Below are 18,959 nucleotides of genomic sequence, written 5' to 3'. Positions count from 1 at the left end.
GGTCAGGTCCAGCGCACGGGATCCTGCGATTGCAGGTGCAACACATGATCAGCCTCCGATCCCAGCAGATCGCGACTGATGGTGAGACAGATGCTGTTGAGGGGTAGCGAGAAACTGCTGCCATCGGCATCAAAGGGCCCTTCCACATAGGCACCGATTCGCTCGGCCATCAGGAAGCAGAGCATGATCATGAAGCCGTTGAAGCTGCTGAAGCGGCCTCCGTCCTGGTAGTGAAAACTGAGCAACAGCTGGATTCCGAACACCCAGTTGATGATCCGCACGAACACGTCATACGACGCCGGCAGAGGGGTGTTGCGGATCCGCTCCAGACCGCCGATCGCATCGGTGCAGGCATTGCCCACCTCCACCAGCTGGTGCCGTCCCCAACCATCGATCAACCCTTCGGCGTGCAGGTGCTGCAACCACAGCCCCCGTTGCCTGCCGAGCTGGCGCAGGTTGGTGCTGTTCGGCAGCCGCAGGGCTTGGAGAAGCTCGGTCTGCAGGCTGCGCAGATCCCGGTGCCAGGAGTTGCGCAACTGGAAATTCAATTGCCACACGATCGCCACCTGCAGGCGAACCAGCCGCGTCGTCCAGCGCCGCCCTTCGGGTGAAACCGGGAGGTAGGCGGCGAGGCTGTCGGCCCAGTTGCGGCTCTGGTTCACCATGGTTCCCCAGAGTTTGCGGGCTTCCCACCAGCGACTGATCGCCTGGGTGTTGCGAAAACCGATGAAGATCGAAACGGCGATGCCGAGGATGCGCACGATCTCATCGCTCTCCACCCAGCCTCTCGGGATCAGCCCCCCCATCACGAGGCCGGTCACGAGCAGGAGCAGCAGGAGGTCGTAGCGCATGCGGCTGAGCAGTTGCAGCAGTACGTGCGCGTAGTCCTTGCGGCGCGTGCGTGGTGGATCGCCGTAGTTGCCGGATTCGATCATCGGTCTGAGGTCGCAGTGATGCTGCCCCTGGGGCGATCATGACCCCATCTGTGTCTGAGCCATGCCCCCCAGCTGGAGCGAACAGTGGTGGCCCGTGGCCTATCTGTGCGACCTGAATCGGGGTCGACCCTCCCGCTTCACGCTGCTGGAGAGGGATTTGGTGCTCTGGTGGGATCGCGAGGCTGGCCAGTGGCGTGCTTTCGACGACGTTTGCCCCCATCGCCTCGTGCCCCTGAGTGAGGGGCGGATCAATGCGGAGGGGCAATTGGAGTGCCCGTATCACGGCTGGAGCTTTGATGGCAGCGGCCATTGCCGCCGCATTCCTCAGATGACGGAGGAGGCAAGGCCGGAGGGGCGTCGATCCAGCTGCCGCAGCTTGCCAACCGCCAGCGCCCAGGGCTTGCTCTTTGTGTGGAGCGGTGATCCGGCGTCAGCCGATCCGGCGGCGCTTCCCCTGGTGCCGGTGCTGCAGGAGCAGGGGGAAGGGTGGGCTGATGGCTGGGTGGTGCAGGACACCTTTCGGGACCTGCCGATGGATGCGCTGACGCTGCTCGAGAACGTGCTCGATGTGAGCCACGTGCCCTTCACTCACCACCGCACCGTGGGGCGGCGCGACAACGCCTCTCCTGTTCAGGCCGAGATCACCCGTGAGGATGGCACCGGTTTCGAGGCGTTCTGGCAGGAGGGGCCTAGGCGGGGCAAGCTCGGTTCCCAGACAACCTGCTTCCGGGCTCCCCAGCTGATGTGGCACGACCTCACCGCCAAGGGGTTCGCCCGCATCCTCACGGTGGTGTATGCCGTCCCGATTCGTCCGGGGGAGTGCCGGCTCTTTGCCCGCTTCCCGTTCCAGTTTCAGGCGGCAGCGCCGCGGTTGCTGCTCGGTCTGCGCCCTCGCTGGTTGCAGCACATCGGCAACCACAAGGTGCTGGAAGACGACCAGGTGTTCCTGCACTGGCAGGAGCGGGTGCTCGAGGCCGCCGGAGGCTCTGCGGCTGCGGAGAAGGCCTTTTACCTGCCCACCGCCTCTGATTGTTATGTGGCCGCTCTGCATCGCTGGGTGCAGCGCCAGGGTGGTGGTCCGTTCCCGGGGCGGGCTCTGCCGCCGCGCCAGGGGCTGGAGGCGCTGATGGATCGCGAGCGGAGCCATACCCAGCACTGCCGCAGCTGTTCAGGGGCATTGCAACGACTTCGCGCCTTGCGGCCCTGGTTGATTGCCATGCTCTGGCTGTCGGCGGCATTGGTGGGCCTGGGCCAGTGGGGCTGGATCAGTGCCGTTGGTCTTGGGCTCGCTCTGGCCTCGGGCCTGGCGTTGCGTCAGCTGGGGCGCTGGGAGCAGGGCCTGCTCGCCGGGGATGGCCAGGCGCCGCGCAATCATGAGTGACTGGCTGTGATGCAGGCGTTGTGTCGATTCGTGTGACCTCTCCTTGCCCGGAAAGCGTGGTGATCGCTCTGGGGGCGCGGGAGTGGCCGATCTGGGGCTGTGAGGTGAGCAGCTTCCCCTGGCATTACGACCAGCATGAAACCTGCCTGGTGCTGGAGGGTGAGGTGACCGTCACCCCCGATGGTGGGGATCCGGTGCATTTCGGCGCGGGAGATCTTGTGGATTTCCCCAAGGGGCTGTGCTGCACCTGGACTGTGCACAAGCCCGTGCGCAAGCACTACCGCTTTACCTGATCGCTCAGACGTCGATATCGGCACCCCATTGGGGCTCGCAGGTGCGCCAACCGACGCGCAGCAGTTCGCGCCAGAGCAGTTCAGCCGTGTCGCGGCGCAGATACACCCTGGTTTTCAGCAGTGGGGGCTGGCCTGGAAGAGGTCGCCCTGAATCCACGAACACGCGCGGATCGCGGTTCCAGCTTTTTTCATCGGCATGGAAACGCTTCGTGTCGTTCGTGCGGGGGTCCTGGATCCAACCGTGCCTGGGCATTGCTTGCGGGGCGAGAGGGCGGAGGCGCGCATCCAGGCCTCGGCTTTGAAGGGGGCGTAGGGGGAGCTGGAGGCCATGGATCCGCCGCTGGTACGCCTGTTCTAAAGCTGTAGTACAAATGTGTCAACACGGATTGGGTGGCCATGGTTAGAACAAGGTCTCACGCAGGTTTTGCTTGTGACGATCACCGTGTGGCAGGCCCGTGAGGCCGGCGCACCCCTGGAGCGGGCCGAGCGGCCGATGCTGGAGCCGGCGGCCGGTGAGCTTGTGCTCGAGGTGCTGCATTGCGGCCTCTGTCACAGCGACCTGTCGATGCTTGACAACAACTGGGGCCTGAGTGCCTATCCGTTGGTTCCCGGCCATGAGGTGGTCGGCCGGGTGGTGCGTGTGGGTGAGGGGGTGGATCCCGGTGTGATCGGCGAGCTGCGCGGCCTGGGTTGGATCAGTGGTAGTTGCATGCACTGCGCTCTTTGTCTCGGCGGCACCGCCAATCTCTGCGGGTCCCTCGAGGCCACGATCGTGGGCCGCCAGGGCGGGTTTGCCAGCCATGTCACCGCCCGGCAAGACTGGGCGATTCGCTTGCCGGAGGGGATGGATCCGGCGGCAGCCGGCCCTCTGTTCTGCGGGGGAATCACCGTATTTGCGCCCTTGGTGGATGAAGTGGTGTCGCCCACGGCCCATGTGGCGGTGATCGGCATCGGTGGGCTTGGCCACATGGCCCTGCAGTTCGCCCGCGCCTGGGGTTGTGAGGTCACCGCGCTCACCACCAATCTCGCCAAGGCGGAGGAGGCGAAGCGCTTCGGGGCCCATCACGTGGAGTCGTTGGAGGAGCTGCCTGATCTGGCGGGCCGCTTCGATCTGGTGATCAACACCGTCAACCACTCCCTTGATTGGGGCGCGGTGATGGCCTCGCTGGCGCCGCTCGGGCGCCTGCATCAGCTTGGCGCTGTGCTCGAGCCGATCAGCATCGGTGCTTTTGATTTGATTCCGGGGCGGCGATCGATCACCGGTAGCCCCACCTCCTCACCCGCCAGCTTGATCAAGATGGTGGAGTTCTGCGTGCGGCACAACATCCGCCCGCAGGTGGAGCATCTGCCGATGGATCGGCTCAATGAAGCGATCGATCGGCTGCGTCGTGGTGATGTCCGCTATCGCTTTGTTTTGGATTCGGTAGCGGATTGAACGACGCCATCTCTTTACGTGGCGTTAACCATGGGTCTGGGAAATCGGCGCTCGTCTTCCTCACACCAGCGGGCGCTTTTTTTCTGCCAATCTGTGGCGCGACATGGCACGCGGGGATGGTGTGGCAATGAGGGCAGCCGTAGCCGAGGCCTTGAGCTGGTCGGAGTTGGAGGCCCTGGCTCCCGACCCCGAGGAACGGGTGCAGGGCCCCACGAACGCCCAGGCGACGCTGCGCCTTTTCGGTCAACCCGAGGACGCGATTCGCGTCACCTTGTATCGAGATCATCACGCCTGGTGCCCGTACTGCCAGAAGGTGTGGTTGTGGCTGGAGTTCCGCCGGATCCCCTATCGGATCCGCAAGGTCACCATGCGCTGCTATGGGCCCAAGGAGCCCTGGTTCACCGCCAAGGTGCCCTCGGGGATGCTGCCGGCCCTGGAGCTGGATGGTCGGCTGATCACGGAAAGCGATCGCATCCTGGACGCCCTCGAACGCGCTTTCGGGCCGGTGGGAGCTGGCATGAATGACAGGCGGGTGAGGCGTTTGCGTGAGATGGAACGGCTGCTGTTCCGCGCCTGGTGTGTCTGGCTCTGCACCCCAGGCCTGCGCGAGGACCAGGAACGACGTGCCAGGGATCAGTTCCAGCGGCTGGCCTCCCAAATGGAGGAGGCGATCGCCATTGGTGGTGGCTGCTGGCTCGATCCCGACAATCCGAGAGGGGCAACACCCGGTACCGCGGATCTGGTGTTCATCCCCTATGTGGAGCGCATGAACGCATCGCTGGCCTATTTCAAAGGGTTTGCCTTGCGCGAAGCCCATGGCGGCATCGACCGTTGGCTGTCAGCCCTCGAGCAGCTCGAGACCTACCGGGGCACCCAGAGCGATGTGCACACCCATGCGCACGATCTGCCTCCGCAGATGGGCGGTTGCTGGGCCAACGGCAGTGCGCAGCAGCAACGCATGGCCGCGGCGGTGGATCAAGGGGAGGGACTGGGTGCCCTCGAATGCCGCTGGTCACCGTCCGAAGGAAAGTTGACTCCCCAGGCCAGAGCCCTGGAGCGGGTGTTGCGCCATCGCAGCACGCTGCTGGCACGCAGTCCTCTCGGGGAGGGGTTGGATCAGCCCTTGCGCGCAGCACTCACGAAGCTGATCGCTGGGACGCCTGTGATGCCAGCTCCAGGGTCTGCGGCAGCTCTGCGGTATCTGCGCGACCGGATTTCGGTGCCCCGCGACATGCCTCTGCACAGCGCCCGGCTGCTCAGGCAGGCCCTTGAAAGCACCGCGGCTCTTGCAGGCCAGGACCAACCGTCCGCGCTGCCGTTTGAGCATCGCTTTGATCAGGATCCCAGACCATTTGTCGGCTCGGTCACCTGATCGGGGCTTCGCGATCAAGCAAGGTGGGAAGCCAACGTCCCATGAGTCGATGGCTGGAGATGGATTCGGAGCGAAGAGCTCCTCTGCCACTGGTGGGAAACGCAGCAGCTCCAAACGCAAGCCACGGCAGTCCAATCATCAGCGGGAACGTTGCCCCCTCGGCCGGGATCCCGGCTTTGAGGCGATCTGTGCCCGCCAGACATTGGGGCTGGCCTTGTCGGGGCGCCTGACGGAGCAGGCTGTGAAGCGGGCTCACAAAGCCTTGGCGGTTCAGCATCACCCTGACAAAGGCGGTGATCCCGAGATGATGACCAGGCTCAACAACGCCCGGGATCTGCTCCTGGAGCCAGAGATGGAGGCGATTCCGGCCTGATGACCAAGGTTGCTCTGCTTGGGGCTGGCCTCCTCGGCTCCGCCATCGGCCACCGTCTGTTGACGGTTGGCTGTTTGCTGCGGGTTTGGAACAGGGATCCATCCCGCTGTGAGTCGCTGATGTCCGCCGGTGCCCAGGTGGTCGCCGATCCGGCTGAGGCGGCCCAGGGATGCGCCACGGTGATCAGCGTGCTCCGTGATGGCCCCGTCACGGCCGACGTGGTGGCGCGGATCGGTCCTCTGAGCGGTGCCTGTGTGATGCCGATGGGCACGATGGGCATCAGTGAAAGTGTGGCTCTGGCCGCCCAGGTGCAGGGGCAGGGAGGCTGCTATCTGGAGGCGCCGGTGCTCGGTAGCCGCCCGGAGGCGCTCCAGGGGCGTTTGCTCGTGATGGCGGGCGGTGATGAGGCTGTTTTCGCCCGTCAACTGCCCCTGTTGCGTGGTCTGGCGAGCGAGCCGCGCCTGATGGGTGCGGTGGGCACCGGCGCAGCGGCCAAACTGGCGCTCAACCAGCTGATCGCCAGCCTCACCCATGGTTATTCACTAGCCCTGCGCCTGGTGCAGGCCTCCGGACTGGACGTGGAGCGGTTCATGGAGGTGCTGCGCCCCTCCGCCCTTTACGCCCCCACGGTCGATAAGAAGCTGACGCGGATGCTCGATCATCACTATGCCGACCCCAACTTCAGCACCAGCCTCCTGCGCAAAGACCTCAACCTGTTCCTGCGTGAGGCCTCCCTGGCCGGGGTGAACGCCGAGGCCCTGGAGGGCTTGGCCGATTTGCTGGCCCAGGCGGAAGGTACCGACCTGGATGCGGCCGATTACTCCGCCCTGCATGAGCTCACCGCCGCAGAACGGACCTCCATAAGCTGAGGGCGTTTGCGGCTGGCTGATGGCGTTGCATGATTCCGAGCGGTTGCGCGCGCTCTTCACCAAGCCCTACGGCCAGCCGGCGCCCACGGAGGCCCAGTGGCGTGAGCTTTACGACGAGAACGTGCATTTTCAGGATCCCACCCAGGAGCGGCAGGGCATCGCCGCCTACATCGCCGCCCAGGACGGGCTGATGCAGCGCTGCGATGACGTGTTTCTGGCGCCAGGGGCCATCGCGATCGAGGGCGACACCGCCTTTGTGGAGTGGGAGATGGGTCTGAAGATCAAGGGCATCGAGTTCCTCTATCCCGGCACGAGCCGCCTGCGCTTCAACGCGGAGGGCAAGGTGTGCGATCACCGCGACTACTTCGATTTCGTGGGGCCCACCTTTGCGCCGGTGCCCGTGGTGGGTGGTTTTGTGCGCTGGCTTTACAAACGCTTTGTGGATTGAGCCCTGTTTCTGAACAAAACCTGAAGCAGTGGCGTTTCTGTGTTGGATCCGACAAACCGGGTCGACGGGTCGGCGCCACTGTGGCAGCAGCAGCTTTTCTCTGAATGGGCGACTACCTCTACACCAACAGCACCCCGAAAATGGTGGTGCTGAAGTGTATCGGTGAAAACCACTTTTATCTGGAAAAGGTGATCCTGCCGTCGGAGACCTATTGGTTCAACGCACCGGAAGAATCGCGGGTGGAGATCTGGCAGATGGCGATTAATGGCCAACTGCTCAGCGTCCGCGCGGACGTGAATGACTTTGCCGCCAATGCCAATGCCAGTGATGCTGAGCTGGCGGCCGATGCGATGGCCTCTCCGTTCCATCAGGCCGTGGCTTGAGGTGGGGGTGAGCTCAGCGTCAGCTCGGCAGGGTGAAGCCGCTCTGCATGTGTTGCACATCGAGCATCACATAGGTGAGCCAGAGCAGGGCCGCGGCAATGCCGGCCCCAGCGGCCACCTTGGCCAGGTTCCGCAAAACCAGCTCCATCAGGCTCATCTCACGCATGGTTCGGTTCTCCGCTTCAGTCCATCCTGATCGATTTAGGCTGAGGCATGGCTGATTCCGCGAACAGACTTCAGATTGAGCGCGACTTCGCCCAGGCCCAGCGGCTTGGGCGCTGGCTCAGCGATGAGGAGGCGCTCTCAGCGGCCGAGGCGGAGGCTCGCTTGCGGCAACGCCAGCAGGAGATCGAGCGCAACCGGGGCAAGTTGTGGGCGCTGACCCTCATTTGCCTGCTGATTCCTCCTCTCTGGCCCCTGGCCCTGGGCTTGAGCGTGTATCTGTTGTTTCCGCTCACCACCCGCCGCTTTGTGGTGGCGGCTGGCCTGGGGCTCACGCTGTTGGTGTTACTGAGTGCGGGAGCCGTGGCCGCGTTGTTGGTGTGGTTGTGGATGCTCTTCGGCTAGGCGACGTTTGGATCAGCCTGGTCGTTCTGCAGGGATTGGGCCATGGCCCAGGCATTGGTGGAGCCCTGCAGTTGCTGATGCATGATCCAGGTTGTGGCTGCTTTCTGGGTTTGCCAGGCCTTCAGCAGCTGTTTGGCCAGATCCCGCAGTTGGGTGGGATCACTGGTGGCATCCAGGGCTCGGTTGAACTGCTCCACGTGAAACAGCTGTTCCGTGGTGAACTGAATTCCGCTCGTCATGCTCATCAGCTTCCAATGGATGGAGGTGAATGTATCGAGTGGGCACGTTGAAGCTGTAACAAAAGCCACGCCCTGCTCCGATTGTCAGTGTTTCGGGTTGTAAAGCTGCTCGCATCTGGCCTGTGCCGCCATCAGATTCGAGAGGTTTGACGAGCTCCCATGCGCCTGTCCTGGTCCCAGCATCTGCAGGCAGCGCGCACCCTGGAAACCAGCAGGTCCGCCGATCTCGGCACCAGCTTTGCCTTGATGGGCATGGCCCTGTTGATGCTCTCAGAGGATCTGCTCGCCCAGGAGCAGACCTGCGCATCGGCGCCAGCACGGTGGCAATCAGATTCAGTCACAGGTTGAAGGCCCGAAACGCTGAGTCAAACCTCGGCCAATGCGTCAATCTGCGGCAAACTTGCGGGGCAGGACGGCGTCCTGAAATCGGCAAACGAAACGGCGGGCGTGAGACACCCGCCGCTTTTTGTGGGACCTGTAACCGGGCTCAGACGCTGTAGCGAACACCGCGATAGCGGAGTTCGGAGGGCTTTTTGGGTTTCTGGGCCGTGTGATGGGCATCGATGTATTCGACGCCCCGGTAGGCCTTCGCCATCAGGCGCTGTGCTTCGCGCAGGGCTTCCGCTTTCTGGATGCGATTGCGGGTGAGATCGAGGGTGTTCATGGTGGAACTCCACAGTGCCCACGCCCCCGTTGCCTGGCGTGGAACGAACTGCAGCCCCAAGGGGCTCAACGTGAGCTCATTCTAAGGGGATGTCTGTAACAGTTGCTACCAAAATGGTTCCTGCTGAACCTTCTGGGCCGTCTCGATCGGTCGGGCTTCCACGTCGATCACGGGAGAGGCGTCGAGGGCGTGGTTGGTGAGATAACGAAGGGTGCGGTCGCGCACCAGTCGCACCTCCACGGCGTTCCAGCCACCACCGAGCAGCCCCCCCAGCACGGGGAGGGTTTTGGTGATGAGCCCCTGTTGCATGACGCGCCGCCCCAGGGCCCGTGCCGTCACCCGGTTCACAATCTCTGCCCCCTGGCGTTTCAGCAGTTTCACCACCACCTCACGGCTGGCGGTGTTGAGGGCCTTGACGCCCAGCTCCAGCCCCACCTGACTGATCACACCGGTGCCGAAGATCGGCAGCAGTAATTCCTGACGGGCGGTTTCGGCATCGAGAAAGCCAGGGATCAGCAGTTCTGCTGCGCAGGCGGCCGCGAAGATCTGGGTGCGCACGGTGATCGAGAGGTCGGCCAGGGTGCCCACCACACCGAGGAAGGGATTGGCGGCCAGGCCCGTCACCACCCCTGCCCCGATCACCCAGAGGCCGGCCTGATCGAAGGCCCGCTGGGCCAGGGCGAAGGAACTGTCGTCGGGCCAGCGGCGTCGCATTGCCTCCACCCGTTCCCGCACGGTTGCTGCATCGAAACGGATGATCCACTCCAGCAGCTCCTGGCTCTGTTGCAGATCGAGAGAACGCTGGGCCAAGGGCGATGCCGGGGTGGTGGGGATGGAGGTCAGCTGTGTTTGCTTTCTGCCACTGCCAGGGCGGCAGCGGGATCGCCACTGAGGTCGGCCTTCAGGAAGTCGGGCGTTTCCGGCAGGGCGAGATGGAGTTCATCTTCGCGGTGCAGGGCCACCTTGAGTTCGCGGCAGTGCAGATCGAGCACGTGGCCCCCGTGTTGACGGTCATCGCTGAGCAGATGGAGGTGGTATCCCGGCACGTTGATGGTGCGGGCAAAGCTCGGGGTCCAGAAGCCCACCAGGGTGCCGCTCACATTCTCAAGTTGGAATTCGGCCTGATGGGAGGTGGCGCTCACCAGGTCGGTGCCCGGCTCAGCACGGCAGGCCACCCGGTAATGCATGCGCTCGAACTGGCCCTCCAGGCGCAGGCCCACAAACAGATTGTTGTTGTCGCGCAGGGTATCGAGGCGTGTGGTGAGATCCTCCCAACTGCGCACATCGGACAAGGTCTCCTGCCGGTCAGCCCGGAAGTGGGTGGTGACCCAGAAGGGCGCCTCGGCATCGGCGGGAGCTTGGTGCACGCTGCCATCACTGCGGGCTTGCCAGCAGGTGCCATCGAGCAAGATCCCCTCGCCATCGAGGTCAGCGAAGGTGCCGAGGCCGAAGTCGCCATGGCGCAACAGATCGGCGACGCGCACGCAGCCCTGATACACCCCCTGCACCAGGGCCCCGGAAGTCGAGACCTGATACACGGTGTGATGCTCCAGATCGAGAGCCTCGCTGAGCAGGCTGCGAGCGAGATGGGCCGGGCTTTCGCCCCGCCGCTGACTTTCGGCCAGCAGTTCTTGCCAGAGGCCTTCGCCCAGGCGCAGTCGCAGGGTGTGGCCGAGATCGGGATGGGTCTTCATGGTGTGGAACGGTTTGGCGCGATCAGTGAATGAAGTCCTGGTAGACGTCCTGCATCAGACGCAGGTTCTTGGAGTAGTCGATCGGGATGTCGATCAGCACCGGCACGTCCTGTTGCAACCCCTCCCGGATCAAGGGCAGGAGCTGGTCGGCATCGTCAATGTGATGGCCGCGGCAGCCGAAGGACTCGGCAAACTTCTCCACGTCGTAGTGGCCGAGCTTCACGCCCGATACCTTGCCGTAGTGGGCCTGCTCCTGAAATTCGACCATGTCGTAAGAGCTGCTGTTCCAGATCAGATGCACGAAGCGGCTACCGATGCGCCTGGCCGTCTCCAGTTCGGTGGCTGTAAAAAGGAAACCGCCATCGCCTGACACCGAAAGGATCGGTGCATCGGGATAGAGCAACCGCGCCGCCATCGCCCAGGGCAGGGCCACCCCGAGGGTCTGCTGGCCGTTGCTCACCATCACCTGGCGGGCATGTTGCGCCGGCACGTAGCGATTCATCCAGATGTAGTGGGAGCCCACATCCAGCGCCAGGATCGTCTCGGGGGTGATCACCTGCTGGATGTCGTGCACCACACGCAGGGGCGGCACGGGGGAGCCGCCCATCTGGGCTCCCTCGGCCACGGTGCTGTGCAGTTCAGCGATGTGCGCCGTGGCGGCGCTGCGGAAGCTGGGATCCACCTGAACGGTGAGTCCTGCCTGCAGGGCCTTGAGGCTGGCGCCGATGTCACCGATCAGTTCCGCTGCTGGCAGAAAGGCCCGGTCTTGATCGGGGGGCACCACATCGACGGCGATCAGGGGCCGTGGATTGCCGCTGTTCCAGAGGCTGGGGTCGTATTCGATCGCATCGAAGCCGATGGTGAGAACGCCATCGGCGGCATCGAGAAGCTTGTCGGCCGGTTGGTTGCGGAACAGACCGACCCGGCCGACGAAATGGTCGGGCGCGACCCACTGGCCCGGCCCCTGGAAGGTGGAGGCGTAGGGAATGCCGGCGGCCTGGAGAAAGTGTTGGAGCGATTCGGCGTGTTGGGGGGAGGAGGCCTGCATGCCGAGCAGGGCGATCGGTTTGCGGCAGCTGTTGAGCAACTGGGCGGCGTGGCTGACGCTGGTGGCTGAGGCCGAGCCGATGCTGATCGGCTGGCCCCAGGGTCCGGCCGGCAGCTCGCCGAGTTCGGCGAGGCCCACATCCTTGGGCAGGCCGAGAAAGGCGGCGCCGGGGCGTCCACTTTCGGCGGCGCGCACCGCATTGCCGAACACCTCCGGTAGATCGTGCACGTTCAGGGCCGACTGGGCGAATTTGGTGACCGGTCGCATCACATCGACGCCATCGAGGGCCTGATGGGTGTGCTTGAAGCGGTCATCGAGGGGCACCTCTCCGCCGATCGCCAGCACCGGATCGCCTTCGGAGGTGGCGGTGGCCAGCCCGGTTACCAGGTTGGTGACGCCGGGGCCTGAGGTGGCCAAACAGACGCCGATTGTTCCCGTCAGACGCCCGAAGGCCTGGGCCATGAAGGCGGCGTTCTGTTCATGCCGGCACAGCACCAGCTCGATCGGCGAGTCGAGCAGGGCAATGAACACACTGTCGACCTTGGCGCCGGGGATGCCGAAGACATGGGTGACGCCGTGCTGCTCCAGCAGCTTCACCAGGGCCTGAGCTCCATTCATGCGGAAGGCGCAATCTGATTGTTTGGTAGCGCCTGGCGCCGTATCACGCTCCGCTCACGTCATCAAATCGACCAACTTTGATGCGCTTGGCGCCGTCGTGCTGCCCGTTCCTTGACCGCAACGGCCAGGGGCACGGGACGACCGAACAGGTATCCCTGCCCGGCTCGGATTCCATGGCGCCGCAACCACTGCGCTTGCGCGTCGGTTTCCACGCCTTCGGCCAGGGTGTGCAACTTCAGGGCGGACGCCATGGCCTGAATGACCTCGAGCAGTCGGTTGCTGGGTTGCTCGGGATCGTCAATGCGCTGGATAAACGATCGATCGATTTTCAGAGCATCAAAGGGGTAGCGGTTGAGGCGCGCGAGAGAGGAATAGCCGCTGCCGAAATCATCGATCGCCAGCCGCACACCGCTCTGCTTCAAGATCTGGAGCTTCTGAAGCAGTTGATCAGGACGCAATTGCAGATTCGTTTCCAGCAATTCCATCTGCAGCGTCCAGCCGGCCGGGAGGGGATGGCTGGCGATCTGCTCCAGCCATCGCTCAAAGGCGGCATCGCTGCTGAGCACGGCATCGGAGAGGTTGATGCTCAGGGTGAGGGGGCCGTCTGGGTCGGCGTGATGGAGCGCATCCGAAGCCTCCAGAACCATGCGGAGCATCTGCTGATCCAGGTCGGCCAGCAGACCTGCCGTTGCAGCGGCCGGCAAGAAGCGATCGGGGGAGAGCAGGGTGCCATCGGGGCGGCGCCAGCGCGCCAGGGCCTCAAAGCCCACAACCTGGCTGTTGTCCAGCGCCACGAATGGTTGGAGATGCAGCACCAGAGCGCTCTCGTTCTTCGTCAGCGCGCCGATCTGGAGACCGTGACGCATCTCCACCTCGATCTGCAGATCATCCTGGGCTTGCAGCCGGGTGGTGAGATCGATCATGCGTATGCCGCTGCTGCTCTGGGTTGAGGCTTTGCGCAGGGCCAGCGCTGTGTCGGCGATGAGTGAAGAGACATCGTCGTAGTTGTCGCGAAAGAGGGCAATGCCGATCGATACTGTGGAACCAAAGAGTTGATCATTTATCTTCACCGGTTGTTCGAGTGCGCGGGTGATCGTTGTCGCCAGCGCTTTCACCGGTTCCTCAAGATTGGCAAAGGGCAAAAGGATCATCCATTCGTAGTCGTTCAACTCGCAGCAGCTCGCATCGGCTGGCAGCACCTCAGTCAGACGCGCCTGGAGAGTGCGACGCAGCGGATTGGCCGTGCGATCACCCATCGCCATGGCGATACGTCGCAGATCCTTGAGTTGGAGCTGCATCAGGGCAAAGCACTGGCGCTCCTGCAGGCTGATCATCAGGTTCAGCATGGAGCGCAGTTGCTCCGCCGAGATGAACATGCTGGTGGTGTTGGCTCCCACGGAGGGTTGATTCACGGCCCGGCGCTGAGACTCGGCCAGCAGTTCTTCGCTGCGTCGTTTCTCCATCAGCTGCACGACCACGCGCGCCAGCCTCTGCAGCGACTGGACCTGCTGTTGGCTTAGGCAGCGGGGAATCGTGTCGATCACGCACAGGCTGCCGAGGGCGTAGCCATTGGTGGCGATCAGGGGAAAGCCTCCATAGAAGCGGATGTGCGGTGGCTCCACCACCAGGGGGTTATCGGCGAAGCGCCCATCGGCCAGGGCGTTCTCGATGATCAAAGGATGGCGCTGCAGGATGGTGTGACCGCAGAAGGAGATGTTTCGAGGGGTTTCCTCGGCCTCCAGCCCAAGGCAACTCTTGAACCACTGACGGTTTTCATCGACCAGGCTGACAATGCCGATCGGGACGTTGGCGATGTCTCGAGCCAGTGCCGACAGGTCGTCGAAGGCCGGATCCGAGGCGCTGTCGAGAATGCCGTAGCTGCGGAGCTCCTGGAGCCGCTCGCGCTCAGAAGCGGGGATTGGCGCATCGAGCATGTCGTTGCTGGCTTTTGGCGGCAAATCCGGAGCCTTCGTCCCGGAATCCACCTTCATCGTTGCTTAAATCGCGAGTGTCGTCAGCCCATGGAGGCTCAGCCCGGCCAAAAATTCTGCCATCGAAACGGAAAGTGCACCTTCAGGGGCAGTTGGTTCACGCGCCAAAGCGTTGGCAGGGGCTGGTTGAACTGCATCGGCACCACCAAGGCCAGGCGATCATCGTCGCCTGGGGGTCGTAGCCCTGGCGGCAACCGACGCGCCAAATCGGGTTGATCCACCACTGTGGCTCCCAGCCAGCTGCCGTCGGGCATCTGAACCTTCACAGGCTGCCCCGGTGTGGCCGAGCGCGCTTGGCGAGGTTGCAAATACACCCACAACAGAGGTTGCTCATCGCGTTCAATCCGCATCAGTAGCGTTCCGGGGCCAACGTTGTCGCCGGGATCCACCAGCACCTCCGCGACGCGACCATTGACCTCGGCTCGAAGGTTGAGACGTTTGATCTGGCCCCGAAGCCATTCCCGTTCCCGTTCGTCTCGCAGATTCTGGATCGGATCACCCTCCACCTGATACGTCTCCAGGCGTAGTCGTCGTTGCAACTCCAAGAGCGACAACTTGGTGCTGTTGAGCTGCACTTCCGATTGCAACAGTTCCGCTGAGCTCAGCCCGCCTTCCCGTTGCAGACCCTTGTAGAGATCCACCATCTGGTCTTGCAGCTGCACAGTGTTGCGGGCGATCGCCTGGGCCGAACGGCCGAGGTTGTCTTGGCGTTGCAAGGATGCGGGTGCCAGTTGCTTCAAACGCAGGCGCCAATCCGGGTTGTTGATCTGCACGAGCAGTTGGCCAGCTTTCACCTTGTCACCGACTTTCACCGGTAGGGTTTCCACAATGCCGCTCACGCCAGCGCGTAGGTCTTGGGTGGGAATCGAGAGCTGGGCGGGCACCTCCTGGTGGATCACACCCAGAAGCAATCGTGTGAACACCAGCACCAGGGGGGATGCCACCAGCAGGAGGATCAGATACCAGCGCAGGCGATAGGCCGTGCGTTTTCCAGGCCCATAGAGCACCTTCAGGCCGTTGTCCCGATCAGGGGTCAGTTCCTTCTCTCCGTTGAAGCGCACTTTCATGGGTCAGCGGTCTTTCGGATAGGAGGCCCAGTCCTGCCAATCGACACCGTCAATGCCGACCGGGCTTAGGCGTTCCTGCCATTGCCGCACTTGGCTCTGAAGTTGGCTGGCTGTGCTGCCCCGCCAGCTCTCGGTGGCAGGGAGGCCTGGCTCCACGCTCTGGGCAAGGCGGAAGTTGAGTTGGGGCCAACGTTTGGCAATCGCCAACGTGCGCTCGCTCACTCGCTTGGCATTGCGTTGATACAGCATCAGATCAATGCTTTCCACCCCTTTCAGGGCGCAGGGTACGCAAGGTGACGAGGGCATCTCGGCGGATGTTGGTGCTTCAAACCAGCGGGGATGCACGGAGAGGCTGAGGGGCCAGGGGCTGGCCTCCCGTGCCGCCTGAACTGTGGTGATCCACTGCTGTAGGCGGCTGGCCGGTACCGGCCAGCCCAGCTGTTCCACCTCCAGATCGAGGTGTACACCATCCAGAGGCAGATCGCGGAAGCGCTGAATCAAGGCCAACACTTGGGGCCGCCCTTTCGGGGTGATCCAGGCGGGATCCCCGAGCAGCAGAACCACCCGCTGGCCGTTGGCATGGGCCTCTTGCACCAAGGCCCTGAGGGCTCCGGGTGTGGAGGAGTTCCGCACCTGGGCCCCATTCAGCCCCACCATCAAATCAGTCATGCCGTGCTGGCGCAGTTGACGCAGTTCCTGGCGGCGTGTTTGGTGGTTCAACAAGGCGTCGCTTTGCCAGATGTAGGTGCCCTGGCTCCAGCCCGCCAATAGAGGTGTGAGGAGCAGAAGCAGCAGATGGGGAACACGCATGGCTGAAGCGTCAGGTCAGAAACGGGTGGCGCGCTGCAGCACCCACCAGGGAGCCATTGAGGATTCCTCATGGCCACGGCGCCACCACTCGTTCAGGATCGTCACCGCACTCCAGCAGCGCAGAATAAAGGTGGCGATAGGAAATAGGGGGAGCACCGGAGCTAATTTGAGGTCATGCCAAGGCCGTTCAGACACGAGCAGCAAGGCAAGCAGAAACTGCACACCCAGCATGACCAGATACACGCAATACACCATCCAGCTGAGGGAAAGCAGCGTGGACCATGGCAGCACCATCAGCATGACCAGGCTGTAGCCCACGATGATGAAAGGAAGCATCACCTGAATGAACAAGCCGCTGAAGAGGGTCATCAAGAGATTGGACCAGCCGATCAATCTGGGGTTGAAACTGGCGGCATGTTTTCGCGCATAAAGAAAGAGCAGATCGCCATCCCAGCGCAGGCGTTGATTGAGCAAGGCCAGGAAGGTGGTGGGTCCGTCGGTGTGGCCGATCGCCTTGGGTTCGAAGGGAATATGGAGACGTTGGTGACGTGCGTAGTAGTTCTTGATGCGGAGAGTGAGATCGAGATCTTCGGCGCTGTGGCTGTCCCAGCCACCGATCTGTTGCAGAAAGTCGCGTCGGAACGCTCCGAAAGCCCCCGAAATGTTGTTCACCAGGTTCCATTCACTGAGCCCGGTTTTCGACATCTGAATCGAAATCAGATACTCGATCGCTTGAATGGCGGTGGCCAGAGATGTCCAGGTGTTGCGAATGCGCAGACTGCCGGCAACCGCTGGAACGTTCGGGTCTTCGAAATGACGCACCATCGCACGCACCATCGTGTTGTCGAATGAGGTGTCGCCATCGAGGGCCATGACGATGCTGCCCGTGGCATGGCTCAGCCCGGCGTTGAGCGACGACACCCGCCCGCCCCGCTTCCATTTGGCAATGGGCCTGAGCTGTCGTTTGGGCTTCCATTCCGGTCGGACCTGGAAGCTGCGCACGGCTTCGAGGGTGTGCTGATTCACAGCGGCCCCATCCACCACTGGAATCAGTTCGATCTCTCCGGCATAGGTCTGTTCACATAACGACTCCAGCGTGCGTTGCACATCGCTGCCCTCGCTGTAGCAGGTGATGATGCACGACACCCGTGGCCGATATGGCGATTGACGCGGCGGCAAGGTCAGTTCGCGCACCCACCAGCGCAGAAGGCCCAGCACCACCACCAGCGTGAGGGGTAGATCCACCAGGATGAAGAAGGGAAAGAGCAGAAGAAACAGGCGGATGGTCTCGGCGTCTGTGTTCAGCAGTTCCATCGTGATGCGTGCTCCTCGTTGGCTTCCGGATCAGTTCAGATCACCGTTGAGGCGCGCCAGAAGTAAGGGGGCGTCTTCATCGGTCTGGATCTGATCGGGCAGGACACAACCCACAAAGCGAAGCTCCAGGGGGCTTTCATTGCGGTCATGCAGTGTCATCACTGCCTCCTCGAGTCGCTGTTGTAACCGCTGGAGACCCCCTGCCGATGTTTGGGGGAGGAGAAGCCAGAGCACGTCCTCGCTGCCGCGCATGCAGCGATCAGTGTCGCGGATCACCTGCATCAGACGCTCCACAAGATTGTCGAGCATGGCGATCGTTCGCCCTTCACCCGCCTGGCCGAGCAACGCCTCCAAATTCATCAGCTTGAGCCCCAGCACTGAGGCGATGGTGGTGCTGGCGGAGCCGCTGTAGCGCCGGGCAATCGCCATTTGCCAGTTGAGGGCTTCAAGGAAATCACTTTCTCCCATCAACTTCAGGCGCTGAAAGCTGCTGGCGGTCAAGGCGTTGTCATCCAGCCCCTGATGGCAGGCGAGTCGGCCAGTTTCACTGAGGCCGAAGTGTCGAACCTCCCGCACCCTCAGGTCGTCGGGTTGCTCGTTATGGTCGCAATCGAAGCAGCGCACATCCACCTCAGCATCGATGAAAAAAGCGCTGCAATCGCGGCAGCGATAGTTTTCCATCGGCCGGTCATAGTCACTGCCGATGTGGCGCAGGCGGCTGAGGCAGTTGGGGCAGATCAGCAGTTCCCCTTTGAGAAACTCCTGCTGTGGCGCCACATGGCCGCACACGAAACAGTGCAGGGAGGGTTGGCGAGCGATGTCGAGCCCGTGGCATTCGGGGCAGACATCCACATAGTTGAGCCGGCTCGACTGGCATTGGCTGCATTGACGGATGCGATCGGTGAGGCTGCCGGCCTCGAGGAGGTTCTCCTGGCGTTTCTGTTGCAGCCAGCCAAAACTGTTGAAGCTGCTGTCGGCAGCGATCGCTTCCACCAGGGGGTAGCGGTAGATCCCCGCACTGCGGCAATCGCGCACGGGCAAGAGCGTTGCGGTGGGGCGCAGCCAAAGCCAGCAGAGGACACGGTGATCGAGCCGTTGAGGCGGTAGGCCGCGGTTGAACACCTGTAGGCGTTCGTTCCATTGGCTCCAGGCGACGCTGATCTGGTTGGGATCGTTCGGGGCTATCCCATCGGTGAGGGCTGCGCACCAGTCATCACCGGGTTGGGCGGTGTAAATCAGAGCCTGCTGGTAGGCCGTATGGCGGCGGAGGCCCAGGGCCGCCTTGCCCATGGCGTCGGCGGGGCCATCCAGAACAACCACATCAGACGCCGTGCTCTGCTCCAGGAGTTGGGGCACGCTGGAGAACCGGAGGCAGTCGATGCCTGCCATCGCCTCGGGCGGTCTGGCTTGGTGATGGAGGCTCACCCAGGCCAGACGCGCCATGCCTTCGTGTTCAGA

Annotated in this window: 23 protein-coding genes; 10 read left to right on the top strand and 13 right to left on the bottom strand. The window is 63.0% G+C overall.

Annotated elements, in window-relative coordinates; genetic code table 11:
* Positions 1–2: 2 nt before the first annotated feature.
* Positions 3–935, bottom strand: a complete 933-nt coding sequence (locus SynWH8101_RS09000; protein WP_130129477.1) for a bestrophin family ion channel — start codon at positions 933–935, stop codon at positions 3–5.
* 61 nt (positions 936–996) lie between these two features.
* Between SynWH8101_RS09000 and SynWH8101_RS08995 the strand changes: the two genes are divergently transcribed.
* Both SynWH8101_RS08995 and SynWH8101_RS08990 read left to right on the top strand, forming a co-directional pair.
* Positions 997–2,316: a Rieske 2Fe-2S domain-containing protein gene (locus SynWH8101_RS08995; RefSeq protein ID WP_130129476.1), complete on the top strand. Its 1,320-nt coding sequence runs from the start codon at positions 997–999 to the stop codon at positions 2,314–2,316.
* Between the two features lie 20 nt (positions 2,317–2,336).
* Positions 2,337–2,609 (top strand): cupin domain-containing protein, encoded by a 273-nt coding sequence (locus tag SynWH8101_RS08990; RefSeq protein WP_165380970.1) that lies wholly within the window; start codon positions 2,337–2,339, stop codon positions 2,607–2,609.
* Between the two features lie 4 nt (positions 2,610–2,613).
* Here the strand turns inward: SynWH8101_RS08990 and SynWH8101_RS08985 are convergent, their stop codons facing one another.
* Entirely contained in the window at positions 2,614–2,862 is a 249-nt protein-coding gene (locus SynWH8101_RS08985; RefSeq protein WP_130129474.1) for a DUF1651 domain-containing protein, read from the bottom strand.
* Positions 2,863–3,039: 177 nt separating this feature from the next.
* On the opposite strand from SynWH8101_RS08985, the gene SynWH8101_RS08980 reads away from it, so the two are divergent.
* The 6 genes from SynWH8101_RS08980 to SynWH8101_RS08955 all read left to right on the top strand — a co-directional run bounded on the left by SynWH8101_RS08980 (position 3,040) and on the right by SynWH8101_RS08955 (position 7,489).
* Positions 3,040–4,044, top strand: coding sequence for an NAD(P)-dependent alcohol dehydrogenase (locus tag SynWH8101_RS08980; protein ID WP_174719510.1), 1,005 nt, complete (start codon positions 3,040–3,042; stop codon positions 4,042–4,044).
* 127 nt (positions 4,045–4,171) lie between these two features.
* Positions 4,172–5,416, top strand: a complete 1,245-nt coding sequence (locus SynWH8101_RS08975) for a glutathione S-transferase family protein (RefSeq protein WP_130130449.1) — start codon at positions 4,172–4,174, stop codon at positions 5,414–5,416.
* A gap of 49 nt (positions 5,417–5,465) precedes the next feature.
* Positions 5,466–5,789 (top strand): molecular chaperone DnaJ, encoded by a 324-nt coding sequence (locus SynWH8101_RS08970; protein WP_130129473.1) that lies wholly within the window; start codon positions 5,466–5,468, stop codon positions 5,787–5,789.
* The gene (locus SynWH8101_RS08965; protein WP_130129472.1) at positions 5,789–6,658 is read left to right on the top strand and encodes an NAD(P)-dependent oxidoreductase; all 870 of its coding nucleotides are present in this window, start codon (positions 5,789–5,791) and stop codon (positions 6,656–6,658) included. Before SynWH8101_RS08970 ends, SynWH8101_RS08965 begins: the two co-directional genes overlap by 1 nt.
* 19 nt (positions 6,659–6,677) lie before the next feature.
* Entirely contained in the window at positions 6,678–7,106 is a 429-nt protein-coding gene (locus SynWH8101_RS08960; protein ID WP_130129471.1) for a nuclear transport factor 2 family protein, read from the top strand.
* A 104-nt stretch (positions 7,107–7,210) separates the two neighbouring features.
* Positions 7,211–7,489: a DUF1830 domain-containing protein gene (locus SynWH8101_RS08955; RefSeq protein WP_130129470.1), complete on the top strand. Its 279-nt coding sequence runs from the start codon at positions 7,211–7,213 to the stop codon at positions 7,487–7,489.
* A 19-nt stretch (positions 7,490–7,508) separates the two neighbouring features.
* On the opposite strand, the gene SynWH8101_RS14140 is transcribed toward SynWH8101_RS08955, so the two are convergent.
* Positions 7,509–7,655: a hypothetical protein gene (locus tag SynWH8101_RS14140; RefSeq protein WP_165380969.1), complete on the bottom strand. Its 147-nt coding sequence runs from the start codon at positions 7,653–7,655 to the stop codon at positions 7,509–7,511.
* A gap of 47 nt (positions 7,656–7,702) precedes the next feature.
* Between SynWH8101_RS14140 and SynWH8101_RS08950 the strand changes: the two genes are divergently transcribed.
* Entirely contained in the window at positions 7,703–8,056 is a 354-nt protein-coding gene (locus SynWH8101_RS08950; RefSeq protein ID WP_130129469.1) for a hypothetical protein, read from the top strand.
* On the opposite strand, the gene SynWH8101_RS08945 is transcribed toward SynWH8101_RS08950, so the two are convergent.
* The gene (locus SynWH8101_RS08945) at positions 8,053–8,295 is read right to left on the bottom strand and encodes a hypothetical protein (protein ID WP_130129468.1); all 243 of its coding nucleotides are present in this window, start codon (positions 8,293–8,295) and stop codon (positions 8,053–8,055) included. The genes SynWH8101_RS08950 and SynWH8101_RS08945 overlap by 4 nt on opposite strands.
* 159 nt (positions 8,296–8,454) lie before the next feature.
* Here SynWH8101_RS08945 and SynWH8101_RS08940 point away from each other — a divergent pair, with 159 nt between their 5' ends.
* A complete protein-coding gene (locus SynWH8101_RS08940; RefSeq protein WP_130129467.1) occupies positions 8,455–8,643 on the top strand; it encodes a hypothetical protein in 189 nt (62 codons plus the stop codon).
* A gap of 139 nt (positions 8,644–8,782) precedes the next feature.
* Here SynWH8101_RS08940 and SynWH8101_RS08935 read toward each other — a convergent pair whose 3' ends face one another.
* The 9 genes from SynWH8101_RS08935 to SynWH8101_RS08895 form a co-directional block, all read right to left on the bottom strand.
* Positions 8,783–8,959: a DUF4278 domain-containing protein gene (locus SynWH8101_RS08935; RefSeq protein ID WP_130129466.1), complete on the bottom strand. Its 177-nt coding sequence runs from the start codon at positions 8,957–8,959 to the stop codon at positions 8,783–8,785.
* A 105-nt stretch (positions 8,960–9,064) separates the two neighbouring features.
* Positions 9,065–9,769, bottom strand: coding sequence for a hypothetical protein (locus tag SynWH8101_RS08930; protein WP_130129465.1), 705 nt, complete (start codon positions 9,767–9,769; stop codon positions 9,065–9,067).
* Between the two features lie 29 nt (positions 9,770–9,798).
* Positions 9,799–10,653 (bottom strand): acetolactate decarboxylase, encoded by an 855-nt coding sequence (gene budA / locus SynWH8101_RS08925; protein ID WP_165380968.1) that lies wholly within the window; start codon positions 10,651–10,653, stop codon positions 9,799–9,801.
* A gap of 22 nt (positions 10,654–10,675) precedes the next feature.
* Positions 10,676–12,319, bottom strand: coding sequence for an acetolactate synthase AlsS (gene alsS / locus SynWH8101_RS08920; RefSeq protein WP_130129464.1), 1,644 nt, complete (start codon positions 12,317–12,319; stop codon positions 10,676–10,678).
* A gap of 62 nt (positions 12,320–12,381) precedes the next feature.
* Positions 12,382–14,310, bottom strand: a complete 1,929-nt coding sequence (locus SynWH8101_RS08915) for a sensor domain-containing phosphodiesterase (RefSeq protein WP_130129463.1) — start codon at positions 14,308–14,310, stop codon at positions 12,382–12,384.
* A 38-nt stretch (positions 14,311–14,348) separates the two neighbouring features.
* A complete protein-coding gene (locus SynWH8101_RS08910; protein ID WP_130129462.1) occupies positions 14,349–15,377 on the bottom strand; it encodes an HlyD family secretion protein in 1,029 nt (342 codons plus the stop codon).
* 3 nt (positions 15,378–15,380) lie between these two features.
* Positions 15,381–16,187 (bottom strand): hypothetical protein, encoded by an 807-nt coding sequence (locus tag SynWH8101_RS08905; RefSeq protein ID WP_130129461.1) that lies wholly within the window; start codon positions 16,185–16,187, stop codon positions 15,381–15,383.
* A 15-nt stretch (positions 16,188–16,202) separates the two neighbouring features.
* On the bottom strand, positions 16,203–17,501 hold the full coding sequence (locus tag SynWH8101_RS08900; RefSeq protein WP_130129460.1) for a glycosyltransferase: 1,299 nt from the start codon (positions 17,499–17,501) through the stop codon (positions 16,203–16,205).
* A gap of 30 nt (positions 17,502–17,531) precedes the next feature.
* A complete protein-coding gene (locus tag SynWH8101_RS08895) occupies positions 17,532–18,944 on the bottom strand; it encodes a hypothetical protein (RefSeq protein WP_217350133.1) in 1,413 nt (470 codons plus the stop codon).
* Positions 18,945–18,959: the final 15 nt, after the last annotated feature.

This window comes from Synechococcus sp. WH 8101, assembly GCF_004209775.1.
Taxonomy (GTDB): domain Bacteria; phylum Cyanobacteriota; class Cyanobacteriia; order PCC-6307; family Cyanobiaceae; genus Synechococcus_C.
Note: the sequence above shows the minus strand (reverse complement) of the source record. Positions and strands in the feature narration are given on the sequence as shown.